Genomic DNA, 22,318 nt, shown 5'->3' on the forward strand with positions numbered 1-22,318 from the left:
CTCGCGGCGAGCTTCGCCTCCCTACCGATTGTTCGGTCGATGACGCAGCTTGGCTACGGCCCCTCATGCGCTGTGGACAACTGGCCCGATGTGGCGTGGTATGGGCGCAGGATGTCCAGAAAGGGGAGGCTTCTCGGCATGCGGGAGGACCAGTTGACTTCGGCGCCGTCGCACCCGGTGCGCCCGCTCGACCCGATCGACGACGCGATCCTGCGGTTGCTGCGGACGGACGGGCGGGCCTCGGTGCGGTCGGTCGCCGACCAGGTGCACATATCGCGGGCGAACGCCTACGCCCGGATCAACCGGCTGATCGACGAGGGGGTCATCCGGGGGTTCTCGGCCCGGGTGGACCACGAGCGGGCGGGGCGTGGCGCGTCGGCGTACATCACGTTGAAGATCGTCCAGGACAGCTGGCGCACCGTGCGGGCCAAGCTGGAGGAGCTGCCCGGCGCGGCGCACATCGCGCTGGTCAGCGGGGACTTCGACGTGCTGCTCCTGGTGCACACCGAGGACAACAGAGCGCTGCGCGAGCTGGTGCTGACGCGGCTCCAGGGCATCCCCGAGGTGCTCTCGACGCGCACGCTGCTGGTCTTCGAGGAGCGTGACCTGCTGCCCGAGCGATGAGTCCGTCCGAGCGATGAGTCCGTCCGAGCGATGAGTCCTGGGCGGGATCGCGGTCCACCCCTCGTGAGCGGCCGCCGGGAGCGGCCGGTGAGCGGCGACACGAGGAGAGACGGCCATGAGGGTCACGTTGACGGAGTTCCTGACGCTCGACGGCGTCGTGCAGAGCCCCGGCATGCCGGACGAGGACACGCGCGGCGGCTTCCGGCACGGCGGCTGGCAGTTCCCTTACGCCGACGAGGACTTCGGGCGCCTTGTGGCGGGGTGGTTCGGGCGGGCCGACGCGTTCCTGCTGGGGCGCTGGACGTATGACATCTTCGCGGGGCACTGGCCGCGGATGACCGACCCCGACGACCCGGTGGCGTCCGCGCTGAACGGCCTGCCGAAGTATGTGGTCACCGGCACGCCGCTCACCACCGGGTGGGAGGGCGCCACCGCGCTGACGGGCGACCTCGCCGACGAGGTCGGCGCGCTGCGGCGGCGCCCTGGGCGCGAGCTCCAGATCTGGGGCAGCGCCACCCTGGCGCGCTCGCTCCTCGGGCTCGGCCTGGTGGACGAGCTGCGGCTGCTGATCCACCCGGTCGTGCTCGGCGAGGGCCTCCGGCTGTTCGACACCCGCGACGGCGGGGTGACCCCGGCGGCGCTGAAGCTCACGGGCACGGCGACGACGGGCTCGGGCGTCGTGCTGCACACCTACGAGCCGCTCGGCACGCCGCGGTACGGCGCGTTCCCGGCGCCGGACTGAGTCGGCCCGGGAGTCCGTTCCCCGGGGGACTCAACGGGGGACTCAATGCGGGAACGGGCAGCCGCCCGTGGCGCGGGCGCGGGCCTCGTCGTCCAGGTAGAAGTTCGGGCGCAGGTCCGCGTCCTCGTAGTAGCGGTGGAACACCGGGGTCAGGCCACCCGAGACGGGCGGAACGATCCAGCTCCAGTCGGTGGGCACCATCCGGCCCTCGCCCTCCTCGCGCGCGAGATGGGTCAGGAAGCGCTCGGACTCGGTGTGGTGGTCGGTGATCTTGACCCCGGCCGCGCGGAAGCTGTGCAGCACGGCGACGTTCAGCTCGACCAGCGCCCGGTCACGCCACAGCAGCGTGTCGTCGTCCGTGTCGAGGCCGAGCACCTCGGCGACCAGCGGCAGCAGGTTGTAGCGGTCGGGGTCGACGAGGTTGCGGGCGCCTATCTCGGTGCCCATGTACCAGCCGTTGAACGGCGCGAGCGGGTAGTCGACGCCGCCGATCGACAGACGCATGTTCGAGATGGCGGGGACGGCGTACCAGCGCAGGCCGAGCCCGCCGAAGCGCGGGTGGTCGGGGTGCTTGAGGGGCACCTCGAGGATGAGGTCGCGCGGCACGTCGTAGAGCTGCGGCTTGTCGCCGTGCACCTCGATGACCAGCGGCAGCACGTCGAACCAGCCGCCCGGCGCCTGCCAGCCGAGGCGGCGCACGGCGTCGGTGAACGCCACCTGCCCCTGGTCGCCCACGAATCCGCCGTCGGCCGCGCGGTACCCGGCGTACTTGACCAGCTGGCCGTTCCACACCCGGGGCGCCTCGCGGTACGGCGTCGGCGGCGCGAACACCGAGATCATGGGGCGGACGCGGCCCTGGTTGGTCGCCTGGCGCAGATGGTCGAGCAGGTGGGTGTGGATCTCGTCGGGGGTCGTCGCGTCGCGGCGGTCGAGGACCCGCAGGCTCTTCCAGTACAGGCGGCCGATGCAGCGGCTCGAGTTGCGCCAGGCCACGCGGGCGCCGAACTCCAGCTCGGCGCGCGTGTGCCGGTAGGTGCCGGTCTGCTCAAGGTGCTCGCGGATCTGCCGCAGCCGCATGGCCAGCGGGATCGGCTGGTCGGGGTGCTCGGAGTGGAAGAGCCGCAGGAAGTCCTCGGCCTCGGTCCAGTCCGGGACCTTCCAGTCGGACACGAGCCGCCTGGCGGGCGTGGGGCGGCGGGGGGCGGGCGCGAGGGGGCCGCGAGGACGATCGGAGTTCATGGGCTTCCCGGGTTCGCGTGCGTCTGGTGTGACTGCTGCGTCACCCCCCGCCGGGGTCAGGGTAGTTGATGCGGCGCAATCGGCGACCGCGCGTGACGGGATCGGCGCGGGGTCATGAACGCCCGGGCGCGCGAAGGCCGTTGAAAGCGGTCGATATGACGGCTTCGACCACCCTCGGGGACACCTGGGGGCCGCCGCGCTGTGGTCGATACCACTCCACGATCGAGTTGATCATGCCGAACAGCAGCCGCGTCTCCAGGCGCGGGTCAACGCCGGGCCGCAGATCGCCCTCCGCCTCGGCCCTCCGCACCAGCTCGGCCACCCGGTGGTCGAACTTCCTGCGGCGCTCCAGGGCCCAGCGCTCGGTCGCGGTGTTCCCGCGGACGCGCAGCAGGAGCGTCACATAGGGCAGGCGTTCCATCAGCACCTCGGTCGTGCGGCGCACGACGTGCTCGAGTCGCTCGACCGAGCGCCCGGCGCGCGCGCCCGGCTCGTCAAGCACCGCGTCGAGGCCGTCGAGCGCCTGGCTGACCGCGCGGCGCAACAGCTCCTCCTTGCCAGGGACATGGTGGTAGATCGACGACTTGGAGATCCCGGCGGCCCTGGCGAGGTGCTCCATCGACGTGCCGTCGTAGCCGCGTTCGATGAACACCCCGACCGCCACCTCGAGCAGCGTCTCGGGGGTGTAAGGGGTGTGGGGTGCGGTGGCGTCGCGGCGAGCGGGCATCGGTCTTCCTGGGCTTCCTTGGCTTCTTCGGCCTGGTCGTGCGGCGGGGGGCGGTGCGTTGCCGCGGCGGCCGCGCCCTTGCCCCGACCGATCGTTCGGTAGCACTATCGTGCCATGGCCTCTTCCTCCCCCGTCACGGCCCACCGCGCCACGCTCGACACCGCCGTCGAGACCCTGCGCAGCCGGGCGTTCTGGACGCCCCACCCCGAGCACCCCAAGGCGTACGAGGGCGACGGCGCCGCGGCGTTCGGGGCGCTGCGCGACGCGCCGTTCGAGCTCGACCTGCCCGGCACGGACGGCTGGGTGGGCGGCGAGGTGTCGCCGTACGGCTTCCCGCTGGGGATCACCTATCCGCACACCGACCCCGACGTGCTGCTGCCCGCCATGCGGGACGCCCTGCCCGCCTGGCGGGACGCGGGGCCCGAGGCGCGCGCGGTGCTGTGCGTGGACATCCTGGCGCGGATCAACGCCCGCAGCCAGGAGTTCGCGCAGGCGGTGATGCACACCACGGGGCAGGCGTACGGGATGGCGTTCCAGGCGGGCGGCCCGCACGCGCAGGACCGGGGGCTCGAAGCGGTCGCGTACGCCTACGAGGAGCAGACGCGCACGCCGGCGCGCGCGGGCTGGGTCAAGCCCCAGGGCAGGCGCCCGGCGCTCGAGCTGGCCAAGGAGTTCGTCCCGGTGCCGCGCGGGATCGCGCTGGTCATCGGGTGCAACACCTTCCCCACCTGGAACGGCTTCCCCGGCCTCTTCGCGTCCCTGGCCACCGGGAACCCCGTGCTGGTCAAGCCCCATCCGCGCGCGGTCCTGCCGCTCGCGCTCGCGGTCCGCGTCGCGCGCGAGACCCTGGCCGAGGCGGGGTTCGACCCCAACCTGGTGACGCTCGCCGTGGAGCGCGAGGACGAGGGCGTCGCACGGACGCTCGCGCTGCGCGACGAGGTCAGGATCATCGACTACACCGGCTCGAGCGCGTTCGGCGAGTGGCTCGAGGCCAACGCCACGCACGCGCAGGTCTTCACCGAGAAGGCCGGGGTCAACACCGTCGTGGTCGACTCGACCGCCGACTACCGGGGCATGCTGGGCAACCTCGCGTTCTCCCTCGCCCTCTACAGCGGCCAGATGTGCACCACCCCGCAGAACGTCCTGATCCCCCGCGGCGGGATCGCGACGGACGGCGGGCACAAGGCGTTCGACGACGTGGTCGCCGACCTGGCCGCCGCGGTGAGCCGACTGCTCGACGACGACAAGCGGGCCGTCGGCCTGCTGGGCGCGCTGGTCAACCCCGGGGTGCGCGAGCGCCTCGCGGCGGCGGACGCCGGGGAGTGGGGCGAGGTCGCGCTGGCCTCGCGCGCGCTGACCCACCCCGACTTCCCCGACGCGACCGTCCGCACCCCGGTGATCGTCAGGCTCGACGGCGGGGACCCAAGGGCCGTGGAGGCGTGCCTGGCCGAGTGCTTCGGCCCGGTGAGCTTCGCCGTCGCGGTGGACTCCACGGACGACGCGCTCGCGCTGCTGCGGCGGACGGTGCGCGAGCGGGGCGCGATGACCGTGCTCGGGCACACGACATCAGCCGCGGTCGAGGCCGCGCTGGTCGAGGCGTGCCTGGACACGTGCGCCGCCCTGTCGCTCAACCTGACGGGCGGCGTCTTCGTCAACCAGACCGCGGCGTTCTCCGACTTCCACGGCACCGGGGGCAACCCCTCGGCCAACTCCGCGCTGGTGGACGGGGCGTTCATCACCCCACGCTTCCGCACGGTGGAGATCAGGCGCCCCGCGTGACGGGGGACCAACCGGCCACGCGCACGGTCCCACACCCCAGACCCCGTCCGGGAGATCCCACCCCGGATTCCGTCACAGGCCGCGGTATCGACACACAGGTGGAGCCGCGCCCTTCCGACCCCGCGTAGGCGCCGGGCCGTGTCCCCGGTCAGTGGTCGAAGGTCAGTGGTCGAATCGCACGGGTCCAGGGGCGCCGGGCGACGCGGGCCGCCAGAAGCGCCATGAGGCGTCCAGGACATCGGCGTTGCGCTGCTCCCACTCGGTGGCCGCGCGGACGGACCCGGGCGGGCACTCCCACGCGCGGCCGCCGTGCAGCGGGCGCAGGCGCAGGCGAGTGCCGACCCGACCGGTGACGCGACCGATCCTGCCGGTTCGTTTGTCGACCACACACGCGCCGTCTGCCCAGGACATCACGGCTCCCTCGCAGTGCTCTCGCCATCCTCGGGTTCCACTGTGCCGGGCGGACGTCTCAGCTCGATACACATATGCACCGCATTGCGCAACGAAAGTCACCCTCCGGGTGGGTGGGCGCGGGTGCGAGACCGGGCGGACGTGGCCGGATCCGCGGGGCGGTCCGCAGGTCTCCGCCGGGGGGAGCGCCGATGCACACCGTCGCCGTACTGGCACTCGAAGGGGTCATCCCCTTCGCCCCGGTGACGCCCGTGGAGGTCTTCGGGCGCTCGGCCGGGCACGCCCACCTCTCCACGCGCACCCTGAATCGCCGTTTTCGGGAGCAAACGGGCACCACGCCGCTGCGGTGGCCGCACCGGGCGCGGGTGCGCAGGGCGCAGCACCTGCTCGAGACCACGGGTCACTCGATCGAGCGCATCGCGACGCAGGTGGGATTCGGCTCCGCGACGTCGTTCCGCGGGTGAGGGCCGGGCGGGAGGCCGTTGAGCCGTGGCGGTCCTGCCACGGCTCAACGGCCTTTCGCCAGCCAGTGGTAGAGGGTCATGGCCACGCTGGTGGCGAGGTTGTAGCTGGAGACGCCGGGGCGCATGGGCAACGCCACCAGCGCGTCGGCGCGTTGTCTCGTCCCGGGGGAGAGCCCCGCGCGTTCGGAGCCGAACGCCAGCAGGGCGCCGTCGTCGACGGTCATGTCGCGCAGGTCGGCGCCCTCGGGGTCGAGGGCCAACAACGGCCCGTGCGACGGGAGTTCGCCGGGTTCGACGTGGTGCACCGCGGTCGCCCAGTGCAGCCCGGCGGCGGCGCGCACCACGGACGGGTGCCAGGGGTCCACCGTGCCCGTGGTGAGCACGCCGCGCGCCCCGGCGCCCGCGGCGACCCGGATGACCGCGCCGATGTTGCCGAGGTGCCGGGGGTTGTCCAGCAGAACGGCGGGCGCCGGTCCGTGCGCGGGCGCGCGGCGCGCGGGGACGGCGAGGGCGGCGACCCCGGTGGGGTGGGGGCGCGCGACGAGCGCGGCGAGCGTCGCGGCGGGGACCGGGGTGAGCAACGCGGCGAGCCGCTCGGCGAGGTCGGGCGCGAGGCGCTCGGCCAGGCCGAGCGCGGCGTCCCGGTCGGCGGCGAGCGCGAGCGGGATGTCGGCGCCGAAGCGCAGGGCGTGCTTGATGGCGTGGAAGCCGTCGAGGAGCACGGTGTCCCCCGCGGCCGACGCCCGCCAGCGCGCGGCGACTTCGGCCGCGCCCCGGTCCTCGCCCACGCGCTCGCTCACGCGCCGGTCACCCCTTGGCCGCCCACGCGGGGGACCGTTGCTCGGCGGGCGCCGGCGCGGGCGGCGCCTCGGGGGGCGCGGGCCTGCGCCGCGTGAGCCGGGCGCGCAGTCCGGTCGCCCTGGCGCCCATCCAGAGCAGGAACGCGGTGGGCAGGAAGACGGCGTCCATCGCGATCATGGCGAGCGAGAAGAACGGCAGGCCCATCAGCAGCGCGATGCCGATGTGTTCGCCCATCATCAGCACCAGCAGGATGTTCTTGGCGCGGCGGTTGAGCAGCGCGAACGGGAACGCCACCTGCACGATGACCGTTCCGTAGCTGAGGGCCATGATCACCATGCCGCTGCTCGACAGCAGCTCGCTGACCTCGGGCCAGACGTTGAAGTAGTCCAGGTTCATCGGGTAGTAGACGGCGGTGCCGTCCTGCCAGCGGCTGCCCTGGATCTTGTACCAGCCCGCGGTGGCGTAGATGACGCACACCTCGGCCATGATCACCAGGAGGGCGGCGTTGTGCACGAGGTTGGCGACGATGTCCGAGACGACGCGCGGCTCGCCCGGCGCGTAGCGGCGGATCAGCCACCAGTAGCCGTGCACGAGCCACATCCCGCCGAGGAAGAGGCTCCAGATCCAGCTGTCGACGCTCCCGGTGACGAGCGCGGCGAGCAGCGCGACGCCGAGGACCGCCCACAGCGCGATGCCGACCCGGTCCTCGGTGGGCTCCAGATCGGGGCGGCGCGCGCGCCGGCGCGCGTCGAGCGACCACACCTGGCCGCAGCGCGTGAGGACCAGGTACATCGACATCAGGTGGATGACGTTGTCGCCGCCGTCGCCCATGAAGATGCTTCGGTTCTGCACGGACAGGACGCCGATCATGAACAGCATCGTGGCGGCGCGCGTCCGCCAGCCGAGCAGCATCGCCACGGCGGCGGCGATGGTGAGGTGGTAGACCAGCTCGAACCACAGCCCCGAGTCCGACCAGAGCAGCAGCGTGAACGCCCCGCTGTTCTCGGCGAACCGCGAGGCCATGTCGAAGCTCCACGCGCTGTCCTGGCCGTACATGAGGTGGCGGTTGGGCCACTCGTGCAGCAGGAAGCCGAGCACGGTGACCGCGAAGCCGATGCGGACGATCGCCGTCTGGTACGGGCCGAGCGCGCGGCGCGTGACATGGCCGAGGCCGCGCGCGAGCGCCGCGTCGAAGGAGCGGCCGAGGCCGCGGAAGGGGGAGGAGGGGGCGGGCGCGGGGGCGCCAGGACTCGCGCCGGGCGCGGGCGCGTTGCCCGTGCGCTGGGAGGGGATGCTCATCGGGCGATTCCTTCCAGGTCGTCCGACGTGACCACCCACCAGTCGATCTCGTCGTAGTACGTCGACGTGTCGATCTCCTCCTCGCGCCATTCGGGCGCGGGGACGCGGGAGACCGCGGAGCGCAGCTGGACGCGGCGCACCGTGTCGAGGTCCATGTCGTGCTCGTCCTGGAGGCGTTGGAGCGCGATGCGGTGCACATACAGCTCGGAGAGCCGCCCGCGCTCGCCGATCGGGCGGCCCTCGTCGTCGTGCGCGCCGTCGTAGAAGTCCCAGCCGCGGCGCAGGAGGTTCTGCGCGGAGTGGCTCGGCAGCAGGTGGTGCCTGATGTTGTCGATGTCGGTGGCGGTGAGGTTGATCCAGTCGGTCGTGCGGAGTGAGCCGTCGGGCTCCGTGACCTGGGCGCGAACGTGCACGGCCTCGTCGCGCTGGAGCGGGTTGGGGGCGAAGAGCTTCCAGTTCTGCTCGAACTCCGGGTAGATATAGCCCCGGATGCGATCGAAGTTCTCCTCGCGGACCGTGTTGGAAGGGGAGACGAAGAGGAAGACCGCGGCCATGTGCCAGGTGAAGAACGCCGCGAGCGCGCCGACGGCCACGGCGATGATCGCGCGGGCGGGCAGCGAGAGCGCGCGCAGGCTGACCGTCTCGGTCACCGTCACCGCGTCGACGGCGTGCGCCGTGAGCGCCCGCTTGCCCTCGGCGCGTTGACCCTCGTCGCGCTCCCCGTCTTCCGGTGCCGTGTCGTGTGGCAGCATGCTCGGCCCGTTCCCCCTGGACTGCTTCCGCTGTGACCCGAGCACCGTACCTGTCCCCCCGCCGCCTTGACACGCCGGTGCCGCAGGACGACCATCGAAGCGACGAACCGAACGATCGGTCGGGAGCCGGTCGGCACGTGATCGGGAGCGGAGGGCGGGACGGTGGAGCCTGGACGCGAGCGTTTCGAGCGGACCATCGCCGCTGACGAGCGGATCGAGCCACGGGACTGGATGCCGGACGCGTACCGCGCCACGCTGGTGCGGCAGATCGCGCAGCACGCGCACTCCGAGATCATCGGCATGCAGCCCGAGGGGAGTTGGATCACCCGGGCGCCCTCACTGCGGCGCAAGGCGATCCTCATCGCCAAGGTGCAGGACGAGGCGGGCCACGGCCTCTATCTCTACGGCGCCGCCGAGACGTTGGGCGTCGACAGGGATGAGCTGCTCGACAAGCTGCACAGCGGGCGCCACAAGTACTCATCCATCTTCAACTACCCGACGCCCACGTGGGCCGATGTGGGCGCGATCGGCTGGTTGGTCGACGGCGCCGCGATCACCAACCAGGTCCCGCTGTGCCGCTGCTCCTACGGCCCCTACGCCCGCGCGATGGTGCGCATCTGCAAAGAGGAGTCGTTCCACCAGCGGCAGGGATACGAGCTGCTGCTGACCCTGAGCAGGGGCACCCCCGAGCAGCACGCGATGGCGCAGGACGCGGTGGACCGCTGGTGGTGGCCTTCGCTCATGATGTTCGGCCCGCCGGACGACGCGTCGCCGCGCAGCGCGCGGTCGATGGCCTGGAAGATCAAGCGGCACTCCAACGACGAGCTGCGCCAGCGCTTCGTCGACATCTGCGTCGACCAGGCCGCCGCCCTCGGCCTCACCCTCCCCGACCCCGACCTGCGGTGGAACGAGGAGCGCGGCCACTGGGACTTCGGCGCGATCGACTGGGACGAGTTCCACGCGGTGCTGCGGGGCGAGGGCCCGTGCAACGAGGAACGGCTCACGCGTCGGCGCCGGGCGCACGACGAGGGCGCGTGGGTGCGCGAGGCCGCGGCGGCCTACGCGGACAAGCGCGCCGGCGTGGGGGCCGCGGCATGAGCGAGGCCGAGCGCGGCTGGCCCCTGTGGGAGGTCTTCGTGCGCCCCCGGCGCGGGCTCGCCCACACGCACGCGGGGAGCCTGCACGCCCCCGACGCGGAGCTGGCGCTGCGCAACGCCAGGGACCTGTTCACCCGGCGCGGCGAAGGCGTCTCGATCTGGGTCGTCCCGGCCGCCGCGGTGTCCGCGTCCTCGCCCGACGAGCGCGACCCGTTCTTCCGCCCTGCCGCCGACAAGCCCTACCGGCACCCCACGTTCTACGAGGTCCCCGAGGGGGTGCGGCACCTGTGAGCGCGCCGGAGCACGCGCCGGGCGGCGCCCCCTGGGCCACGGCCGCCCTCGCGCTCGGCGACGACGCGCTGATCCTGTCCCACCGCCTCGCGGAGTGGGCCGGGAACGCCCCGGTGCTCGAGGAGGAGGTGGCCCTGGCCAACCTCGCCCTCGACCTGCTCGGCCAGGCCCGCGCCCTGCTGTCGCTCGTCGGCGACGAGGACGCGCTGGCGTTCACGCGCGGGCCCGAGGCGTTCACCCATGTCCGGCTGGTCGAGCTGCCGCGCGGCGACTTCGCGCACACGGTCGTCCGCCAGCTGTGCGTCGCCACGTGGCAGGAGCTGCTCTACGAACGGCTGGCCACCGGCGCCTCGCCGCTCGCCCCGATCGCCGCGGCCGCGCTGCCCGAGACGGCCTACCACCGCGACCACGCGGTGACCTGGACGCTGCGCCTCGGCGACGGCACCGCCGAGAGCCACGCCCGCACGCGGGCGGCGGCCGAGGCGCTGTGGCCGTACACCGGCGAGCTGTTCGACCCCGTCGAGGGCCTGGACGAGGTGGACCTGGGCGCGCTGGAACGCAGGTGGCGCGCCCGCGTCTCCGACGTCCTGACCCGGGCGACCGTGCCCGTGCCGGGGGGCGCGCGGCTCCCCGGGTCGGGGCGCGCGGGCGAGCACACGCCCCATCTCGCCGCGCTGCTCGACGAGATGCAGTCCCTGCACCGCGCGCACCCGGCGGCGAGCTGGTGAGCGAGGTGAGTGGCGTGGGCGGGGTGAGTGGCGTGGGCGGGGTGAGTGGCGTGGACGGGGCGTCGCGCGCGCCGTCCCTCGACGAGCTGACCGCCGTGGCGGGGGCGGTGCCCGACCCCGAGCTCCCGGTGGTCACGCTCGCCGACCTGGGCGTGCTGCGCGCGGTGCGGCGGGGCGCGGAAGGCCGGGTCGAGGTGGAGCTCACGCCCACCTATGTCGGATGCCCGGCCGTCGAGGTCATGCGTGAGGACATCCGCGCGGCGCTCGCCGGGCGCGGCGTCGCCGACGCGGTGGTCACCACCGTGCTGTCCCCGCCCTGGTCCACCGACGACATCAGCGCCGATGGCCGCCGCAAGCTCGCCGACGCGGGCATCGCGCCCCCGCGCGCCGGGGCGCGCGGGCCGGTGTTCGTCGAGCTGGGCCGCGCGGCGCCCGCGCCTGAGTCCCGGCCCGTGCCGTGTCCGCGCTGCGGCGCGGACGAGACCACGCTGCTCAGCCGGTTCGCGGGCGCCGCCTGCATGGCGCTGCGCCGCTGCGAGGCGTGCCGCGAGCCGTTCCACCACGTCAAGGAGCGCTGATGGCCCGCTTCCACCGGCTGGCCGTGGCCCGGGTCGCGCCCGCCGCCGAAGACGCGGTGGCCGTGACGCTCGCACTGCCCGACGCGCTGCGGGCCGCGTTCGCGCACGTGCCGGGGCAGCACGTGACCGTGCGGCACGGCGACATCCGCCGCACCTACTCGATCGCGAGCCCGGTCGGCGCGGAGGCGCTCACGGTGGGAGTGCGGCATGTCCCTGGGGGCGCGTTCTCCACGCACGCGACCCGCGCGTTGGCCGCGGGCCACGCCCTCGATGTGCTGCCGCCCGCCGGGCGGTTCACGCTGCGCCCCCGCCCCGGGCACTTCGCCGCGATCACCGGGGGCAGCGGCATCACGCCCGTGCTCTCCATGGCCGCGACGCTGCTCGCCACCGAGCCCGGGGCCCGCTTCACGCTGCTGCGCAGCGACCGCAGCGCGGCGAGCGCGATGTTCCTCGACGAGGTGGCCGACCTGAAGGACCGGCACCCGGGGCGGTTCCAGGCGCTGCACGCGCTCACGCGCGAGGAGCGGCACGCCGGGCTGCCGACCGGGCGGCTCGACGAGGCGCGGCTGAAGGAGCTGCTGCCCGCCCTGCTGAACGTCGCCGACGTCGACGGCTGGTATCTGTGCGGGCCCCTCGGGCTGACCGGCGCGGGGCGCGCGGCGTTGCGCGCCCTCGGCGTGCGCCGGGAGCGGGTGCACACCGAGCTGTTCCACGTGGGCGACGCGCCCCCCGTCGCCGCCGGGGCACCCGCGGCCGCGGGGGACACCGGCGCCACGCTCACCGCGACGCTCGAGGGGCGCCGCGCCTCATGGCCCGTGGTCCCCGGCGAGACGCTGCTGAGCGCGGTGCTGCGCAACCGCCCCGACGCGCCCTGGGCCTGCCGCGGCGGGGTCTGCGGCACGTGCCGCGCGCGGCTGACCGACGGCAGGGTGCGGATGGACCGGAACTACGCCCTCGAGGAGCCCGAGCTGGCCGCGGGATACGTCCTGGCCTGCCAGGCACGCCCGTTGACCGACCGGGTGGACCTGGACTTCGACGCGTGACCCGGACCCCGATGGCGTGATCGCCCTGCGGGTCCCCGGGAGGGGCCCCTAGGCTTGGGCCATGAGCCGCGCGACCGAAGTCTCCATCTTCACCGAGATGACCGAGCTGGCCCACCGCACCGGCGCGGTCAACCTCGGCCAGGGCGTTCCCGAGTTGGACTCCCCGCCCGCGCTGCTCGCCGAGGTCGCCGACGCGGTGCTCGCCGGGCGGAACCAGTACCCGCCCGCCGTCGGCGTCCCGGCGCTGCGCGCGGCGGTCGCGGCGCACGCGCGGGCGCGTTACGGCCTGGAGTACGCCCCCGACGGTGAGGTGCTCGTGACCACGGGGGCGACCGAGGCGCTGGCCTCGGCCTGTCTCGGCCTGACCGGTCCCGGCGACGAGATCGTGACGTTCGACCCGTGCTACGACGCCTACCCCGCGGGGGCGCGCCTGTCGGGCGCGACGCTGGTGACCGTCCCGCTGGCGATCGACGGCGATGGATTCGTGCTGGATTCCGACGCGTTGCGCTCGGCGATGACCGATCGCACGCGCCTTCTTCTGCTGAACTCGCCGCACAATCCGACCGGAAAGGTCTTCACCCCGGACGAGTTGGAGCGGATCGCCGAGCTGTGCGTCGAGCGCGACCTCACGGTGGTGACCGACGAGGTGTACGAGCACCTAGTGTACGACGGCGCGCGGCACGTGCCGATCGCGACGCTGCCCGGGATGCGCGAGCGGACGCTGATGATCTCGTCGGCGGGCAAGACGTTCAACGTGACCGGCTGGAAGGTCGGTTGGGCCTGCGGCCCGGCACACCTGATCGCCGCCGCGAACTCCGTCAAGCAGTGGCTGACCTACACGTCGGGCGCGCCCTACCAGGAGGCGCTGGCCCACGCGCTCGACGCGGTGGAGGACTGGGCGGCCGAGCTGCGGGCCACCCTGACCACCCACAGGGACATGCTGGCCACGGGGCTGCGCGCGGCGGGCCTCAGCCCCTACCGCGCCGACGCCGGGTACTTCCTCCAGGCCGACATCCGCCCCTGGGGCTTCACCGACGGGCTGCGCTTCTGCCGCGAGCTGCCGGGGCGCGCCGGCGTGGTCGCCATCCCGACCTCCGCGTTCCAGCAGGGCGTCGACACCACGCCCTGGCTGGTCCGCTTCTCCTTCTGCAAGCGCGAGGACTCGCTCACCGAGGCGGTCGCGCGCCTCTCCGCGCTCGCCGGGTGAGGGCGTCCGGGGGCGTCCGGGGGGCGAGCGCGCTCAGAGGACGAACGGCTCGCCGTTGTCGCTGGTCAGCGGGCGGCCCGAGGACTGCCACGCCAGGACGCCGCCGTCCACGTTCACGGCGTTCATGCCCTGCTGGGTCAGATACGCGGTGACCTGCGCGGAGCGGCCGCCGACCTTGCACAGGACATAGAGCGGCTGGCCGCCCGCGTGCTCGCTGATCTCGCCGACGCGCTCCACGACCTGGCCGATCGGGATGTGCAGCGCGCCCTCCACATGGCCCGCGGCCCACTCGTCGGGCTCCCTGACGTCGAGGAGCGGAGCGGCGGCGGGGACCCCGTCGGGGGTCACGCTCGGAAGTGAGAAGCTCATGCCCCCGACCCTAACGGGCCGCCGCGCGCCGCCGACCCCCGCCGGCTAACCCGCGAGCAGCCCGGCCAGCTCCGCCTCGCGCTCGGCCACGCGGCGGCGCAGCCCCTCGGCGATCTCGGCGAGCATCCCGTCGGGGTCGTCGCCCGCCATCCGCAGCATCGAGCCGATCGCGCTGTCCTCGAGCGCCTTGGCCGCGTCCGCGAGCAGCTCCTTGCGGCTGGCCAGCCACTCCAGGCGGGCATACAGCTCCTCGCCGCGCCCCACGGCGCTCTCGGGCCCCTGGCCGCCGCGCTCCCACTCGTCGGCCAGGGCGCGCAGGGCGTCGGCGTCGCCGCGGGCGTACGCCTGGTTCACGCGGGAGAGGAACGCGTCGCGCCGGTCGCGCTCCGACGCGTCCACGGCGAGGTCGGGGTGGCACAGGCGGACCAGCTCGCGGTAGACCTTGCGCGCCTCCTCGCCGGGCCGCACCCGGGGTGGCTCCTGGACGGTCTGCCCGGTGAGCATCGCGTACCCCTCGGGGCTGAAGCCCTCGGAGTCGAGCCACCCCTGGAACAGGTCGGAGACCTGCGGCATCGGCGCGATCGCCGCCCGCGCCTCGGCGGCCCTGCGCTCGTCATCGGGGTCGCCGGTGCGGGCGGCGACCGCCTCGGCGATCCGGGCGTCCAGCTCCTCGAGGCGGGCGTAGAGGGGGCCGAGGCGCTGCTCGTGGAGCCGCGAGAAGTTCTCGACCTCGATGCGGAAGGTCTCCACGGCGATCTCGAACTCGATCAAGGCGGTCTCGGCGGCGCGCACCGCCCGTTCGAGCCGCTCCGTCACATCCTGGTCGTCGGCCACCCGGACAGCTTAGGCCCTGCCAGGGCGGGCTCAGCAGCCAAGGAGCGAAGCGGCGGAGCGGCCCGTCCACCGGCTCCTCGCTCCGCGCCCGGTTCCGCCGGGCAGGCCCTCGTCAGGCGTCGGGCTCTGCCGGAGGCTTCCGCGCCGGGGGCGCGTGGAACTCCTCGGGGCACCGGCCAGCCGCGCCGTCCAGGTTGGCCTCGGCCCAGCTCGACAGCGCGGTCAGCGCGGGCCGCAGCTCCTCGCCCGCGCGCGTGAGGCGGTAGGAGACCCGCAGCGGCGGGCCCTCCTGGACATGGCGGCTGACCAGGCCCTCGGCGACCAGCTCGCTCAGCCGGTCGGACAGCATGCGCTCGCTGATGCCGGGAACGGCCCGCTTCAGCTCGGTGAAGTGCCCTGGGCCGCCCATCAGGGCCGCGATCAGCAGGCCCGTCCAGCGCTTGCCGAGCAGCTCGAAGACCCGGGTCACCGCGGCGTCGGGCTCGGTGCACAGGCCGCCGTCACCGTGCTTCCCGGCGGCGCCCAGGAGCGACTTGTCCTGGTTTCCCTGTGCTTCCAGCATGTCTCCACCTTACTGGAACATCCGCCCGAGGAAGCTGGTGCAGAAAAGTAAGTGGGTGTGGTATCAATAGCTACAGACGAAGTTCTAGTCCCTTATTCAATCACCGGAGGACACCCTCATGGCAACGCTTCTGCACATCGACTCCTCGCTGAACGGCGACAACTCGGTCTCCAGGGCCGTCGGCGTCACCTTCCGCGCGGCGTGGGAGCAGCAGCATCCCGACGGCACGGTCATCCACCGCGACCTGGCCACCGACCCCATTCCGCACCTGGATGTCGTCACCAATGGCGCGGGCTTCGCGCCTGAGGGCGACCGCACCCCGGAGCAGCGGGAGGCGTGGGCGCGGCGCGAGAAGCTGATCGAGGAGTTCGAGACGGCCGACGCCGTGCTGATCGGCGCCCCCATGTACAACTGGGCGATCCCCTCGACGCTCAAGGCGTGGCTCGACCATGTGATCCTCGGCGGGCGCACCATGGGCGGGGACACCGTCGCGGGCAAGCCGGTGACCGTGATCGCCAGCCGCGGCGGCTCGTACGCGCCGGGCACGCCCAACGAGGGGCACGACTACATCGAGCCCTACCTGGCCTGGGTGCTGCGCGACCAGCTCAAGACCGACCTGCACTGCATCGTTCCCGAGCTGACGCTGGCCAGGTCCGTGCCCGCGATGAAGGACCTCATCGGCCTCTCGGACGACTCGCGGGACAGGGCCCACGAGGACGCCAAGAACCGGGCGAAGACGCTGGCCACCCAGCTGAGCGCCTGATCAACGGCGGAGTCAGCGCCGGATCACGGCCCGAGCCGAGCGCACGCGCCCGGGACGCGGCATGGTGCCGCGCGCCGGGCGCGCGCCCTGTTCGAGCCACCGGCACACGCCCCGCACCAGCCGCTCCGCGGTGAAGGGCGCACCGGCGACGAAGCGCATCGCGGGGCCGAACGACGGCGCCGTCGGCAGCCCCGCGAAGAACAGCCCGGGCACGCTCGCCCCGAAGCCCGCGCCGAGCGCGGGGGCCCACGTGCCGCGCACGGTCGTGACCCGCTCGCGCAGCGCCGGGTCGAGCAGGGTCAGGCGCCGCAGATCGGGCTCGAACCCGGTGGCGGCGATCACATGACCCGCCTCCACCACCTCGACGCCGCCCGCGCCCGCGCCCTTCGCGAGCTCCATCCGCAGCCCGCCGCCGGGGGCGGGCACGGCGCGCAGCAGGCGTCGGCCGAGCCGGACAGGGACGGCTGACTCGAAGCGCTCCCTGAGCCACCACGCGCCCGCGGGACCGAGCGCGCGCCCGACGACGCGCACGCGGGCCGACTCCGGCAGGTGGCGCACCGCCCAGGGCAGCTCGGACCAGACCCAGCTCGGCCACCCGGTGCCGAGCGCGCTGTGCGGGGCCGTCAGCGACGCCCAGGGCGCGCGCCGGAGCGGGCTCGGGGGCGCGTTCCAACGCAACGCGCCCGCGCGCGCGACCACCGTCGGGCGGGCGCCCGCCTCGGCGAGCAGCGCGGCGGTCTCGAGCGCCGCCTGCCCCGCGCCCACGACCGCCACCTCGGTGTCGAGGAAACGGCTCAGGTCACGGTGGTCGCTGCTGTGGCTGGCCAGCTCGGGCGGCAGGCCGCGCAGCGGCGCGGGACGGCGGGCGAACGGGAGCACGCCCACCGCGAGCGCGACGGCCCGGCAGCACAGCGTCTCCCCGCCCTCGAGCGTCACCACGAAGCCGAGGCCCGCGGGCGCGACGCCGGTGACCGTGCGCTCCTCGACGGGCAGCGGCAGCCGTTCGGCGAACCACAGGCCGTAGTCGGTGAAGGTGTCGAGCGGCAGCGCGCCACCGTGCTCGGCGACCAGGCCACGCCCCGCGCAGAAGGCGGCCAGGGTGTCGCGGCGCGCCGGGTCCGACAGGTTGGACGCGCCGGGCTCGGACTTGAGGAACATGCCCTCGGGCATATGGTCACGCCAGGACGCCATAGGCCGCCCGAACACCCGGGTGTCGAGCCCGGCCGCCGCGGCGTGCGCCGCGATCGAGAGGCCGTAGGGGCCCGCGCCCACCACCGCCAGGTCGTGTACGAAATCGCGCATCACGCCACCGCTCTCTTCTCTCGCCCCCGCTGTGCTGTCCGCAGCCCGCGCCGCAGCGCTCCCCCCGCCATCGCCCGGAACGGCGCCGGGTCGTCCGCCGCGAACCAGGCCCACTCGACGCCCCTGCCGCCCGCGCGCCAGCGCCGCCGCGCGGCGAGTGCGGCGAGCACCCCGTAGTTCTCCGCCACGAACACCCGCCCGGGGCGCGTCGAGCGCGGCCCCGGCACGGCGCGCCCCGTCAGGTCAAGGTGCAGCGCGCGGATCACGTCGAGGCCCGAGCGGTCGGTGAACAGCCGGAACTGCGCGCCCGGCCTGGGGTTGAAGTCGAGCAGGTGGTACGCGCCGGTCGCGGCGTCGAACCGGAAGTCCATGTCGAGCACGCCGCGGTAGCCGAGCCCCTCGGCCACCCGGCGCGCGAGGCGCCCGAGCACCGGGTTGGGGAGCCAGCTGCCCACCGCGGTGAGCCCCGCGGGCACCGGCCAGGACAGCTCCTTGCGCCCGGTGCCGCCGAGCAGGCACGCGCCGTCCGCGCCGAAGCAGCCGTGGAAGAACCAGTCGGCGCCAGGGCGCCCCGGCACCAGGCGCTGGAGCAGCAGCCTGCTGCCCGCGCGGGGCGCGGCCGCGAACAGCCGCCGCGCCTGCGCCTGGCTCGTCACCACGGTGGTGCTGCGCAGGCCCGCGCCGTCCCTCGGCAGCAGCCAGGGGCGGCTCCACTTGGCCACCAGGGGCAGGCCGAGCGCGCGCACCGCGTCGGCCGCCTCCTGCTCGCTCGTCGGAACGGCGGTCGGCGGGTGGGGCACCCCCAACCTGGCGCAGAGCGCGGCCAGTTCGGCCTTGTCGGCGGCGCGCTCGGCCAGCCCTTCGGGGAGCGCGGGCAGCAGGAAGCGACCGGCGAGCCGGTCGGCGAGCGCGGCGGCCGTGATGGCGCCGACGTCGTCCATGGGGATCAACACGGCGGGGCGCCCGATGCGCTCGGCCGCGGCGACGAGGGCGCGTTCCACCTCGGCGGGGGACCAGGGGTCGCCGTCGAAGAGATGCGCCCGGCGCAGATAGCGGGAGCGCGCGAGGGGCGTGCGCGCCGTCTCCACAAAGGCGTGCACTTCGACGCCCGCCCGCCCGAGCGACCGTACGGCGCCCAGCGAGCCATGGTGGAACGGGTTCCGATCGAGCCGCAGCAGCAGCGCGGGCACCCGGGTGTCCAGCGATGACATGGAACGATCTTCAACGGCGAGGCGCGCGGTCCCCCGGAACGGCGAGCGCGGTCCTCGATCGGCCCAGCGGAAAGCGTTCGCCCAGCTCATTCAGATGATCGTGTGCTTAATCTCGGATCACGGTGCCCACGGAGGGCACCGGCGAGAGGAGAGCCCGATGCCGTTCGGACTCGGCACGGCCGCGGCCGGCCTGCTGCTCGCGGCCTCGGTCTCCACGGCCGCCACGCTCGCCCCCGACCCGGCGCCGCCCTCGGCCCCGAGCGTCGTCCCGGCGTTCGGCGCGTTCCTCGGCTCGGGCCCCGAGGGCGTGCACCGCGCCACCGGGCTCACGCACTGGCTCGGCGGCGCCGAGCCGACCGTCGGCCACACCTATCTCCCCGGCGACCTGTGGTCCAACATCCGCGGCGGGCCCGGCTTCCTCGGCCCGTGGGCCGAGTGGCGCCGGGCCGACGCCGACCGGCTGTTCGTCCTCAACGTCCCCATGCTGGAGCGCAACGAGGCCGGGCTGAGCGACCGCGAGGTCGCCCGCCAGCTGGCCAGGGGCGCGGAAGGGCAGTTCGACCACCACTTCCGCGCCCTGGCCGAGAACCTGGTGGGGCACGGGCTCGCCGACACGATCCTGGTGCTCGGCTGGGAGATGAACGGCACCACCTACAGCCACCGCTGCGCCCCCGACCCGGACGCGTGGAAGGCGTACTGGCGGCGGATCGTGGAGACGATGCGCGACGTGGAGGGGCAGCGCCTCCGGTTCGACTTCGCGCCGAGCCGCGGCAGGGACGCGATCGGCTGGGACCGCTGCTACCCCGGCGACGACGTGGTCGACATCGTCGGCATGGACTCCTACGACCAGCCCCCGGGCCACGACTTCGAGGACCATGTCACCCAGCCGTACGGCCTGGCCTTCCACGCGGAGTTCGCGGCGGCGCACGGCAAGCCGATGTCGTTCCCCGAGTGGGGGCTCTTCCGCAACGGCGACAACCCCGCCTACATGCGCCGCATGCTGGCGTGGATCGAGGAGCACCAGCCGCTCTACCACACGATCAGCGACTACTGCCCGCACGGCGTGTGGCACTGCGGCGCGAACCCCGGCGCGTCCGCCGTCTTCCGCGCCGCCCTGGCCGGGAACGCGCCGGCCGGGAACCGATGAGTTGACCCGCCGGGCGCGGTCAGCACCGGTATGACGAACTCACCCGCACCGCTCCCCGACCTGGGCCCGGCCACCCGCGCCGTCGCCGCGCTGCTCGAAGGCGTGGACGACTCCCGTTTCGCCGACCCCACGCCCTGCGAGGACTACCGCGTCGCCGACCTGCTGCACCACCTGATGGGCCTGACGCTCGCCTTCCGCGACGCCGCCCGCAAGGACCTCGGGCCGCTGACCGCCACCGACCCCGCGTCCCCCGACGCCCCCGTGCCTTCCCTCGGCCCCGACTGGCGCGAGCGGCTGCGCGCCCAGCTGACCGAGCTGGCCGAGGCGTGGCGCGACCCGGGCGCGTGGGAGGGCGAGACCCAGGCGGGCGGCATCACGCTGCCAGGGGCGATCGCCGGACAGGTCGCGTTGAACGAAGTCCTGCTGCACGGCTGGGACTTGGCGAGAGCCACGGGGCAGCCCTACGCGGCCGACGAGGCGAGCGCCGAGGTGTCGATCGCGCTGCTCGCCGCCGACGCGGACGACGCCGCCCGCGAGGGCACGGGATTCGGCCGCGTCGTGCCGGTCCCCGACGGCGCCTCGCCCCTCGACCGCGCGGTGGGCCTCAGCGGCCGCCACCCCGGCTGGGCCCCGCCGCGCCGGGCGGATGCTTAGCACCCCGGGCGAACGGCGGGGCCCGCGTCGCACCGGGTCAGTCGGCGAGCGGCAGATAGACGCGGTTCCCCGCCTCCGCGAACTCACGGGACTTCGCCAGCATCCCGGCCTCGATCTCCGCGTCCCCCAACGCCTCGGCCCCCTCGGGCCCATAGGTGTCCATGACCGTCCGACTGATCTTCATCGAGCAGAACTTCGGGCCGCACATCGAGCAGAAGTGGGCCGTCTTCGCGGGCTCGGCCGGGAGCGTCTCGTCGTGGAACGCGCGGGCCGTGTCCGGGTCGAGGGCCAGGTTGAACTGGTCCTCCCACCGGAACGCGAAGCGCGCGTCCGACAGCGCGTCGTCCCACACCTGTGCGCCCGGGTGGCCCTTGGCGAGGTCGGCCGCGTGGGCGGCGATCTTGTAGGTGATCACACCCGTCTTGACGTCGTCGCGGTCGGGCAGGCCCAGGTGCTCCTTGGGCGTGACGTAGCACAGCATCGCCGTGCCCCACCACGCGATCATCGCCGCGCCGATGCCCGACGTGATGTGGTCGTACCCGGGCGCGACATCGGTGGTCAGCGGGCCGAGCGTGTAGAACGGGGCCTCATCGCACAGCTCCTGCTGAAGGTCCACGTTCTCCTTGATCTTGTGCATCGGGACATGCCCGGGGCCCTCGACCATCGTCTGCACATCGTGCGCCTTGGCCGTGCGGGTCAGCTCGGCGAGCGTGCGCAACTCCGCGAACTGCGCCGCGTCGTTGGCGTCCGCGATCGACCCGGGGCGCAGCCCGTCGCCAAGGGAGAACGTGATGTCGTACGCGCGGAAGATCTCGCAGAGCTCCTCGAAGCGCGTGTACAGGAAGCTCTCCCGGTGGTGCGCCAGGCACCAGGCCGCCATGATCGAGCCGCCGCGCGAGACGATGCCCGTCTTGCGGCGCGCGGTCAGCGGGATGTAGCGCAGGAGCACGCCGGCGTGCACGGTCATGTAGTCCACGCCCTGCTCGGCCTGTTCGATCACCGTGTCGCGGTAGATCTCCCAGCTCAGCTCCTCCGCCCTGCCGCCGGTCTTCTCCAGCGCCTGGTAGATCGGCACGGTGCCCACCGGGACCGGGGAGTTGCGCAGCACCCACTCGCGCGTCGTGTGGATGTCGCGCCCGGTGGAGAGGTCCATGATCGTGTCGGCGCCCCAGCGCGTGGCCCATGTCATCTTCTCCACCTCCTCGTCGATGGACGAGGTGACGGCGGAATTGCCGATGTTGGCGTTCACCTTGACCAGGAAGTGCTTGCCGATGACCATCGGCTCGGACTCGGGGTGGTGGACGTTGGCGGGCAGAACGGCGCGGCCCGCGGCGATCTCGTCGCGCACGAAGGCGGGGTCGACGTTCTCCCTGAGCGCGGCGAACTCCATCTCGGGGGTGACCACCCCGCGCCTGGCGTACGCCAGTTGTGTGACCGCGGGCGTCCCGTCGCGGCGGCGCTCCGCGATCCACCCGCTCCGCAGCGGCGGCAGGCCGCGCGTGACATCCGTGGTGACCCCGGGGTCGGTGTACGGGCCCGAGGTGTCGTAGAGCGTCACCGCGCTCCCGTCGGTGAGGTGGACCCGCCGCACGGGGACGCGCAGATCGGGGCGGGATCCGGTGACATATGCCTTGTGTGAGCCGATGACCGGCATGCGTGTGCTGTCGTGCGTGGTCATGTGACCTACTCCCTAC

At 73.7% G+C, this 22,318-nt stretch carries 24 protein-coding genes and 1 pseudogene; 13 read left to right on the top strand and 12 right to left on the bottom strand.

Annotated elements, in window-relative coordinates; translation table 11 throughout:
- Positions 1 to 138: 138 nt before the first annotated feature.
- Positions 139 to 624: an Lrp/AsnC family transcriptional regulator gene (locus D7318_RS04435; RefSeq protein ID WP_120695499.1), complete on the top strand. Its 486-nt coding sequence runs from the start codon at positions 139 to 141 to the stop codon at positions 622 to 624.
- A gap of 115 nt (positions 625 to 739) precedes the next feature.
- Positions 740 to 1,366 carry a dihydrofolate reductase family protein gene (locus D7318_RS04440; protein WP_120695500.1) on the top strand — a complete coding sequence of 209 codons (627 nt, stop codon included), beginning with the start codon at positions 740 to 742 and terminating at the stop codon, positions 1,364 to 1,366.
- Positions 1,367 to 1,408: 42 nt separating this feature from the next.
- Here the strand turns inward: D7318_RS04440 and D7318_RS04445 are convergent, their stop codons facing one another.
- Positions 1,409 to 2,605, bottom strand: coding sequence for a nitric oxide synthase oxygenase (locus D7318_RS04445; RefSeq protein ID WP_120695501.1), 1,197 nt, complete (start codon positions 2,603 to 2,605; stop codon positions 1,409 to 1,411).
- A 112-nt stretch (positions 2,606 to 2,717) separates the two neighbouring features.
- Positions 2,718 to 3,332 (bottom strand): TetR/AcrR family transcriptional regulator, encoded by a 615-nt coding sequence (locus tag D7318_RS04450; RefSeq protein ID WP_120695502.1) that lies wholly within the window; start codon positions 3,330 to 3,332, stop codon positions 2,718 to 2,720.
- Between the two features lie 114 nt (positions 3,333 to 3,446).
- On the opposite strand from D7318_RS04450, the gene paaN reads away from it, so the two are divergent.
- Positions 3,447 to 5,111: a phenylacetic acid degradation protein PaaN gene (gene paaN / locus D7318_RS04455; protein WP_120695503.1), complete on the top strand. Its 1,665-nt coding sequence runs from the start codon at positions 3,447 to 3,449 to the stop codon at positions 5,109 to 5,111.
- 162 nt (positions 5,112 to 5,273) lie between these two features.
- Here paaN and D7318_RS04460 read toward each other — a convergent pair whose 3' ends face one another.
- Positions 5,274 to 5,522, bottom strand: a complete 249-nt coding sequence (locus tag D7318_RS04460; RefSeq protein WP_120695504.1) for a hypothetical protein — start codon at positions 5,520 to 5,522, stop codon at positions 5,274 to 5,276.
- A gap of 272 nt (positions 5,523 to 5,794) precedes the next feature.
- Here D7318_RS04460 and D7318_RS04465 point away from each other — a divergent pair.
- Positions 5,795 to 5,986 (top strand): annotated as a pseudogene (locus D7318_RS04465) (helix-turn-helix domain-containing protein); the annotation flags it as partial.
- A gap of 44 nt (positions 5,987 to 6,030) precedes the next feature.
- On the opposite strand, the gene D7318_RS04470 reads toward D7318_RS04465, so the two are convergent.
- Genes D7318_RS04470 through D7318_RS04480 form a run of 3 tightly spaced genes read right to left on the bottom strand, consistent with a single transcriptional unit; the run spans position 6,031 to position 8,838 of the window.
- Positions 6,031 to 6,786 (bottom strand): TrmH family RNA methyltransferase, encoded by a 756-nt coding sequence (locus D7318_RS04470; protein ID WP_120695505.1) that lies wholly within the window; start codon positions 6,784 to 6,786, stop codon positions 6,031 to 6,033.
- Positions 6,787 to 6,793: 7 nt separating this feature from the next.
- On the bottom strand, positions 6,794 to 8,086 hold the full coding sequence (locus D7318_RS04475; RefSeq protein ID WP_120695506.1) for an HTTM domain-containing protein: 1,293 nt from the start codon (positions 8,084 to 8,086) through the stop codon (positions 6,794 to 6,796).
- On the bottom strand, positions 8,083 to 8,838 hold the full coding sequence (locus D7318_RS04480; protein WP_220729497.1) for a DUF5819 family protein: 756 nt from the start codon (positions 8,836 to 8,838) through the stop codon (positions 8,083 to 8,085). Before D7318_RS04480 ends, D7318_RS04475 begins: the two co-directional genes overlap by 4 nt.
- A 162-nt stretch (positions 8,839 to 9,000) precedes the next feature.
- Between D7318_RS04480 and paaA the strand changes: the two genes are divergently transcribed.
- The 6 genes from paaA to D7318_RS04510 all read left to right on the top strand — a co-directional run bounded on the left by paaA (position 9,001) and on the right by D7318_RS04510 (position 13,782).
- On the top strand, positions 9,001 to 9,936 hold the full coding sequence (gene paaA, locus D7318_RS04485; protein ID WP_120695507.1) for a 1,2-phenylacetyl-CoA epoxidase subunit PaaA: 936 nt from the start codon (positions 9,001 to 9,003) through the stop codon (positions 9,934 to 9,936).
- Complete coding sequence (gene paaB / locus D7318_RS04490; protein WP_120695508.1) at positions 9,933 to 10,226, top strand: 1,2-phenylacetyl-CoA epoxidase subunit PaaB; 294 nt, start codon at positions 9,933 to 9,935, stop codon at positions 10,224 to 10,226. The genes paaA and paaB overlap by 4 nt, the downstream gene beginning before the upstream one ends.
- Complete coding sequence (gene paaC / locus D7318_RS04495) at positions 10,223 to 10,954, top strand: 1,2-phenylacetyl-CoA epoxidase subunit PaaC (RefSeq protein ID WP_120695509.1); 732 nt, start codon at positions 10,223 to 10,225, stop codon at positions 10,952 to 10,954. The genes paaB and paaC overlap by 4 nt, the downstream gene beginning before the upstream one ends.
- A gap of 23 nt (positions 10,955 to 10,977) precedes the next feature.
- Positions 10,978 to 11,532 (top strand): 1,2-phenylacetyl-CoA epoxidase subunit PaaD, encoded by a 555-nt coding sequence (paaD, locus tag D7318_RS04500; protein ID WP_230423388.1) that lies wholly within the window; start codon positions 10,978 to 10,980, stop codon positions 11,530 to 11,532.
- Complete coding sequence (locus tag D7318_RS04505) at positions 11,532 to 12,575, top strand: 2Fe-2S iron-sulfur cluster-binding protein (protein ID WP_120695510.1); 1,044 nt, start codon at positions 11,532 to 11,534, stop codon at positions 12,573 to 12,575. The genes paaD and D7318_RS04505 overlap by 1 nt, the downstream gene beginning before the upstream one ends.
- Positions 12,576 to 12,636: 61 nt before the next feature.
- The gene (locus D7318_RS04510; RefSeq protein WP_183091291.1) at positions 12,637 to 13,782 is read left to right on the top strand and encodes an aminotransferase class I/II-fold pyridoxal phosphate-dependent enzyme; all 1,146 of its coding nucleotides are present in this window, start codon (positions 12,637 to 12,639) and stop codon (positions 13,780 to 13,782) included.
- 33 nt (positions 13,783 to 13,815) lie between these two features.
- Here the strand turns inward: D7318_RS04510 and D7318_RS04515 are convergent, their stop codons facing one another.
- The 3 genes from D7318_RS04515 to D7318_RS04525 all read right to left on the bottom strand — a co-directional run bounded on the left by D7318_RS04515 (position 13,816) and on the right by D7318_RS04525 (position 15,478).
- The gene (locus tag D7318_RS04515; protein ID WP_120695511.1) at positions 13,816 to 14,151 is read right to left on the bottom strand and encodes a rhodanese-like domain-containing protein; all 336 of its coding nucleotides are present in this window, start codon (positions 14,149 to 14,151) and stop codon (positions 13,816 to 13,818) included.
- Positions 14,152 to 14,196: 45 nt separating this feature from the next.
- A complete protein-coding gene (locus D7318_RS04520; protein ID WP_120695512.1) occupies positions 14,197 to 14,985 on the bottom strand; it encodes a J domain-containing protein in 789 nt (262 codons plus the stop codon).
- Positions 14,986 to 15,097: 112 nt separating this feature from the next.
- Positions 15,098 to 15,478: a winged helix-turn-helix transcriptional regulator gene (locus D7318_RS04525; RefSeq protein ID WP_230423389.1), complete on the bottom strand. Its 381-nt coding sequence runs from the start codon at positions 15,476 to 15,478 to the stop codon at positions 15,098 to 15,100.
- A 187-nt stretch (positions 15,479 to 15,665) separates the two neighbouring features.
- Here D7318_RS04525 and D7318_RS04530 point away from each other — a divergent pair, with 187 nt between their 5' ends.
- Complete coding sequence (locus tag D7318_RS04530; protein WP_120695514.1) at positions 15,666 to 16,310, top strand: FMN-dependent NADH-azoreductase; 645 nt, start codon at positions 15,666 to 15,668, stop codon at positions 16,308 to 16,310.
- 12 nt (positions 16,311 to 16,322) lie between these two features.
- Here the strand turns inward: D7318_RS04530 and D7318_RS04535 are convergent, their stop codons facing one another.
- Positions 16,323 to 17,612, bottom strand: a complete 1,290-nt coding sequence (locus D7318_RS04535; RefSeq protein ID WP_120695515.1) for an NAD(P)-binding domain-containing protein — start codon at positions 17,610 to 17,612, stop codon at positions 16,323 to 16,325.
- A complete protein-coding gene (locus tag D7318_RS04540; protein WP_120695516.1) occupies positions 17,612 to 18,823 on the bottom strand; it encodes a carboxylate--amine ligase in 1,212 nt (403 codons plus the stop codon). The genes D7318_RS04535 and D7318_RS04540 overlap by 1 nt, the downstream gene beginning before the upstream one ends.
- A gap of 157 nt (positions 18,824 to 18,980) precedes the next feature.
- Between D7318_RS04540 and D7318_RS04545 the strand changes: the two genes are divergently transcribed.
- Together D7318_RS04545 and D7318_RS04550 are read left to right on the top strand one after the other, a co-directional pair.
- A complete protein-coding gene (locus D7318_RS04545) occupies positions 18,981 to 19,970 on the top strand; it encodes a glycoside hydrolase family 26 protein (RefSeq protein ID WP_120695517.1) in 990 nt (329 codons plus the stop codon).
- A 30-nt stretch (positions 19,971 to 20,000) separates the two neighbouring features.
- A complete protein-coding gene (locus tag D7318_RS04550) occupies positions 20,001 to 20,624 on the top strand; it encodes a TIGR03086 family metal-binding protein (protein WP_120695518.1) in 624 nt (207 codons plus the stop codon).
- Between the two features lie 37 nt (positions 20,625 to 20,661).
- On the opposite strand, the gene thiC is transcribed toward D7318_RS04550, so the two are convergent.
- Positions 20,662 to 22,302 (bottom strand): phosphomethylpyrimidine synthase ThiC, encoded by a 1,641-nt coding sequence (gene thiC / locus D7318_RS04555; RefSeq protein WP_120695519.1) that lies wholly within the window; start codon positions 22,300 to 22,302, stop codon positions 20,662 to 20,664.
- Between the last annotated feature and the right edge of the window lie 16 nt (positions 22,303 to 22,318).

This window comes from Streptomyces radicis (genome assembly GCF_003626575.1).
Lineage (GTDB): Bacteria > Actinomycetota > Actinomycetes > Streptomycetales > Streptomycetaceae > Streptomyces > Streptomyces radicis.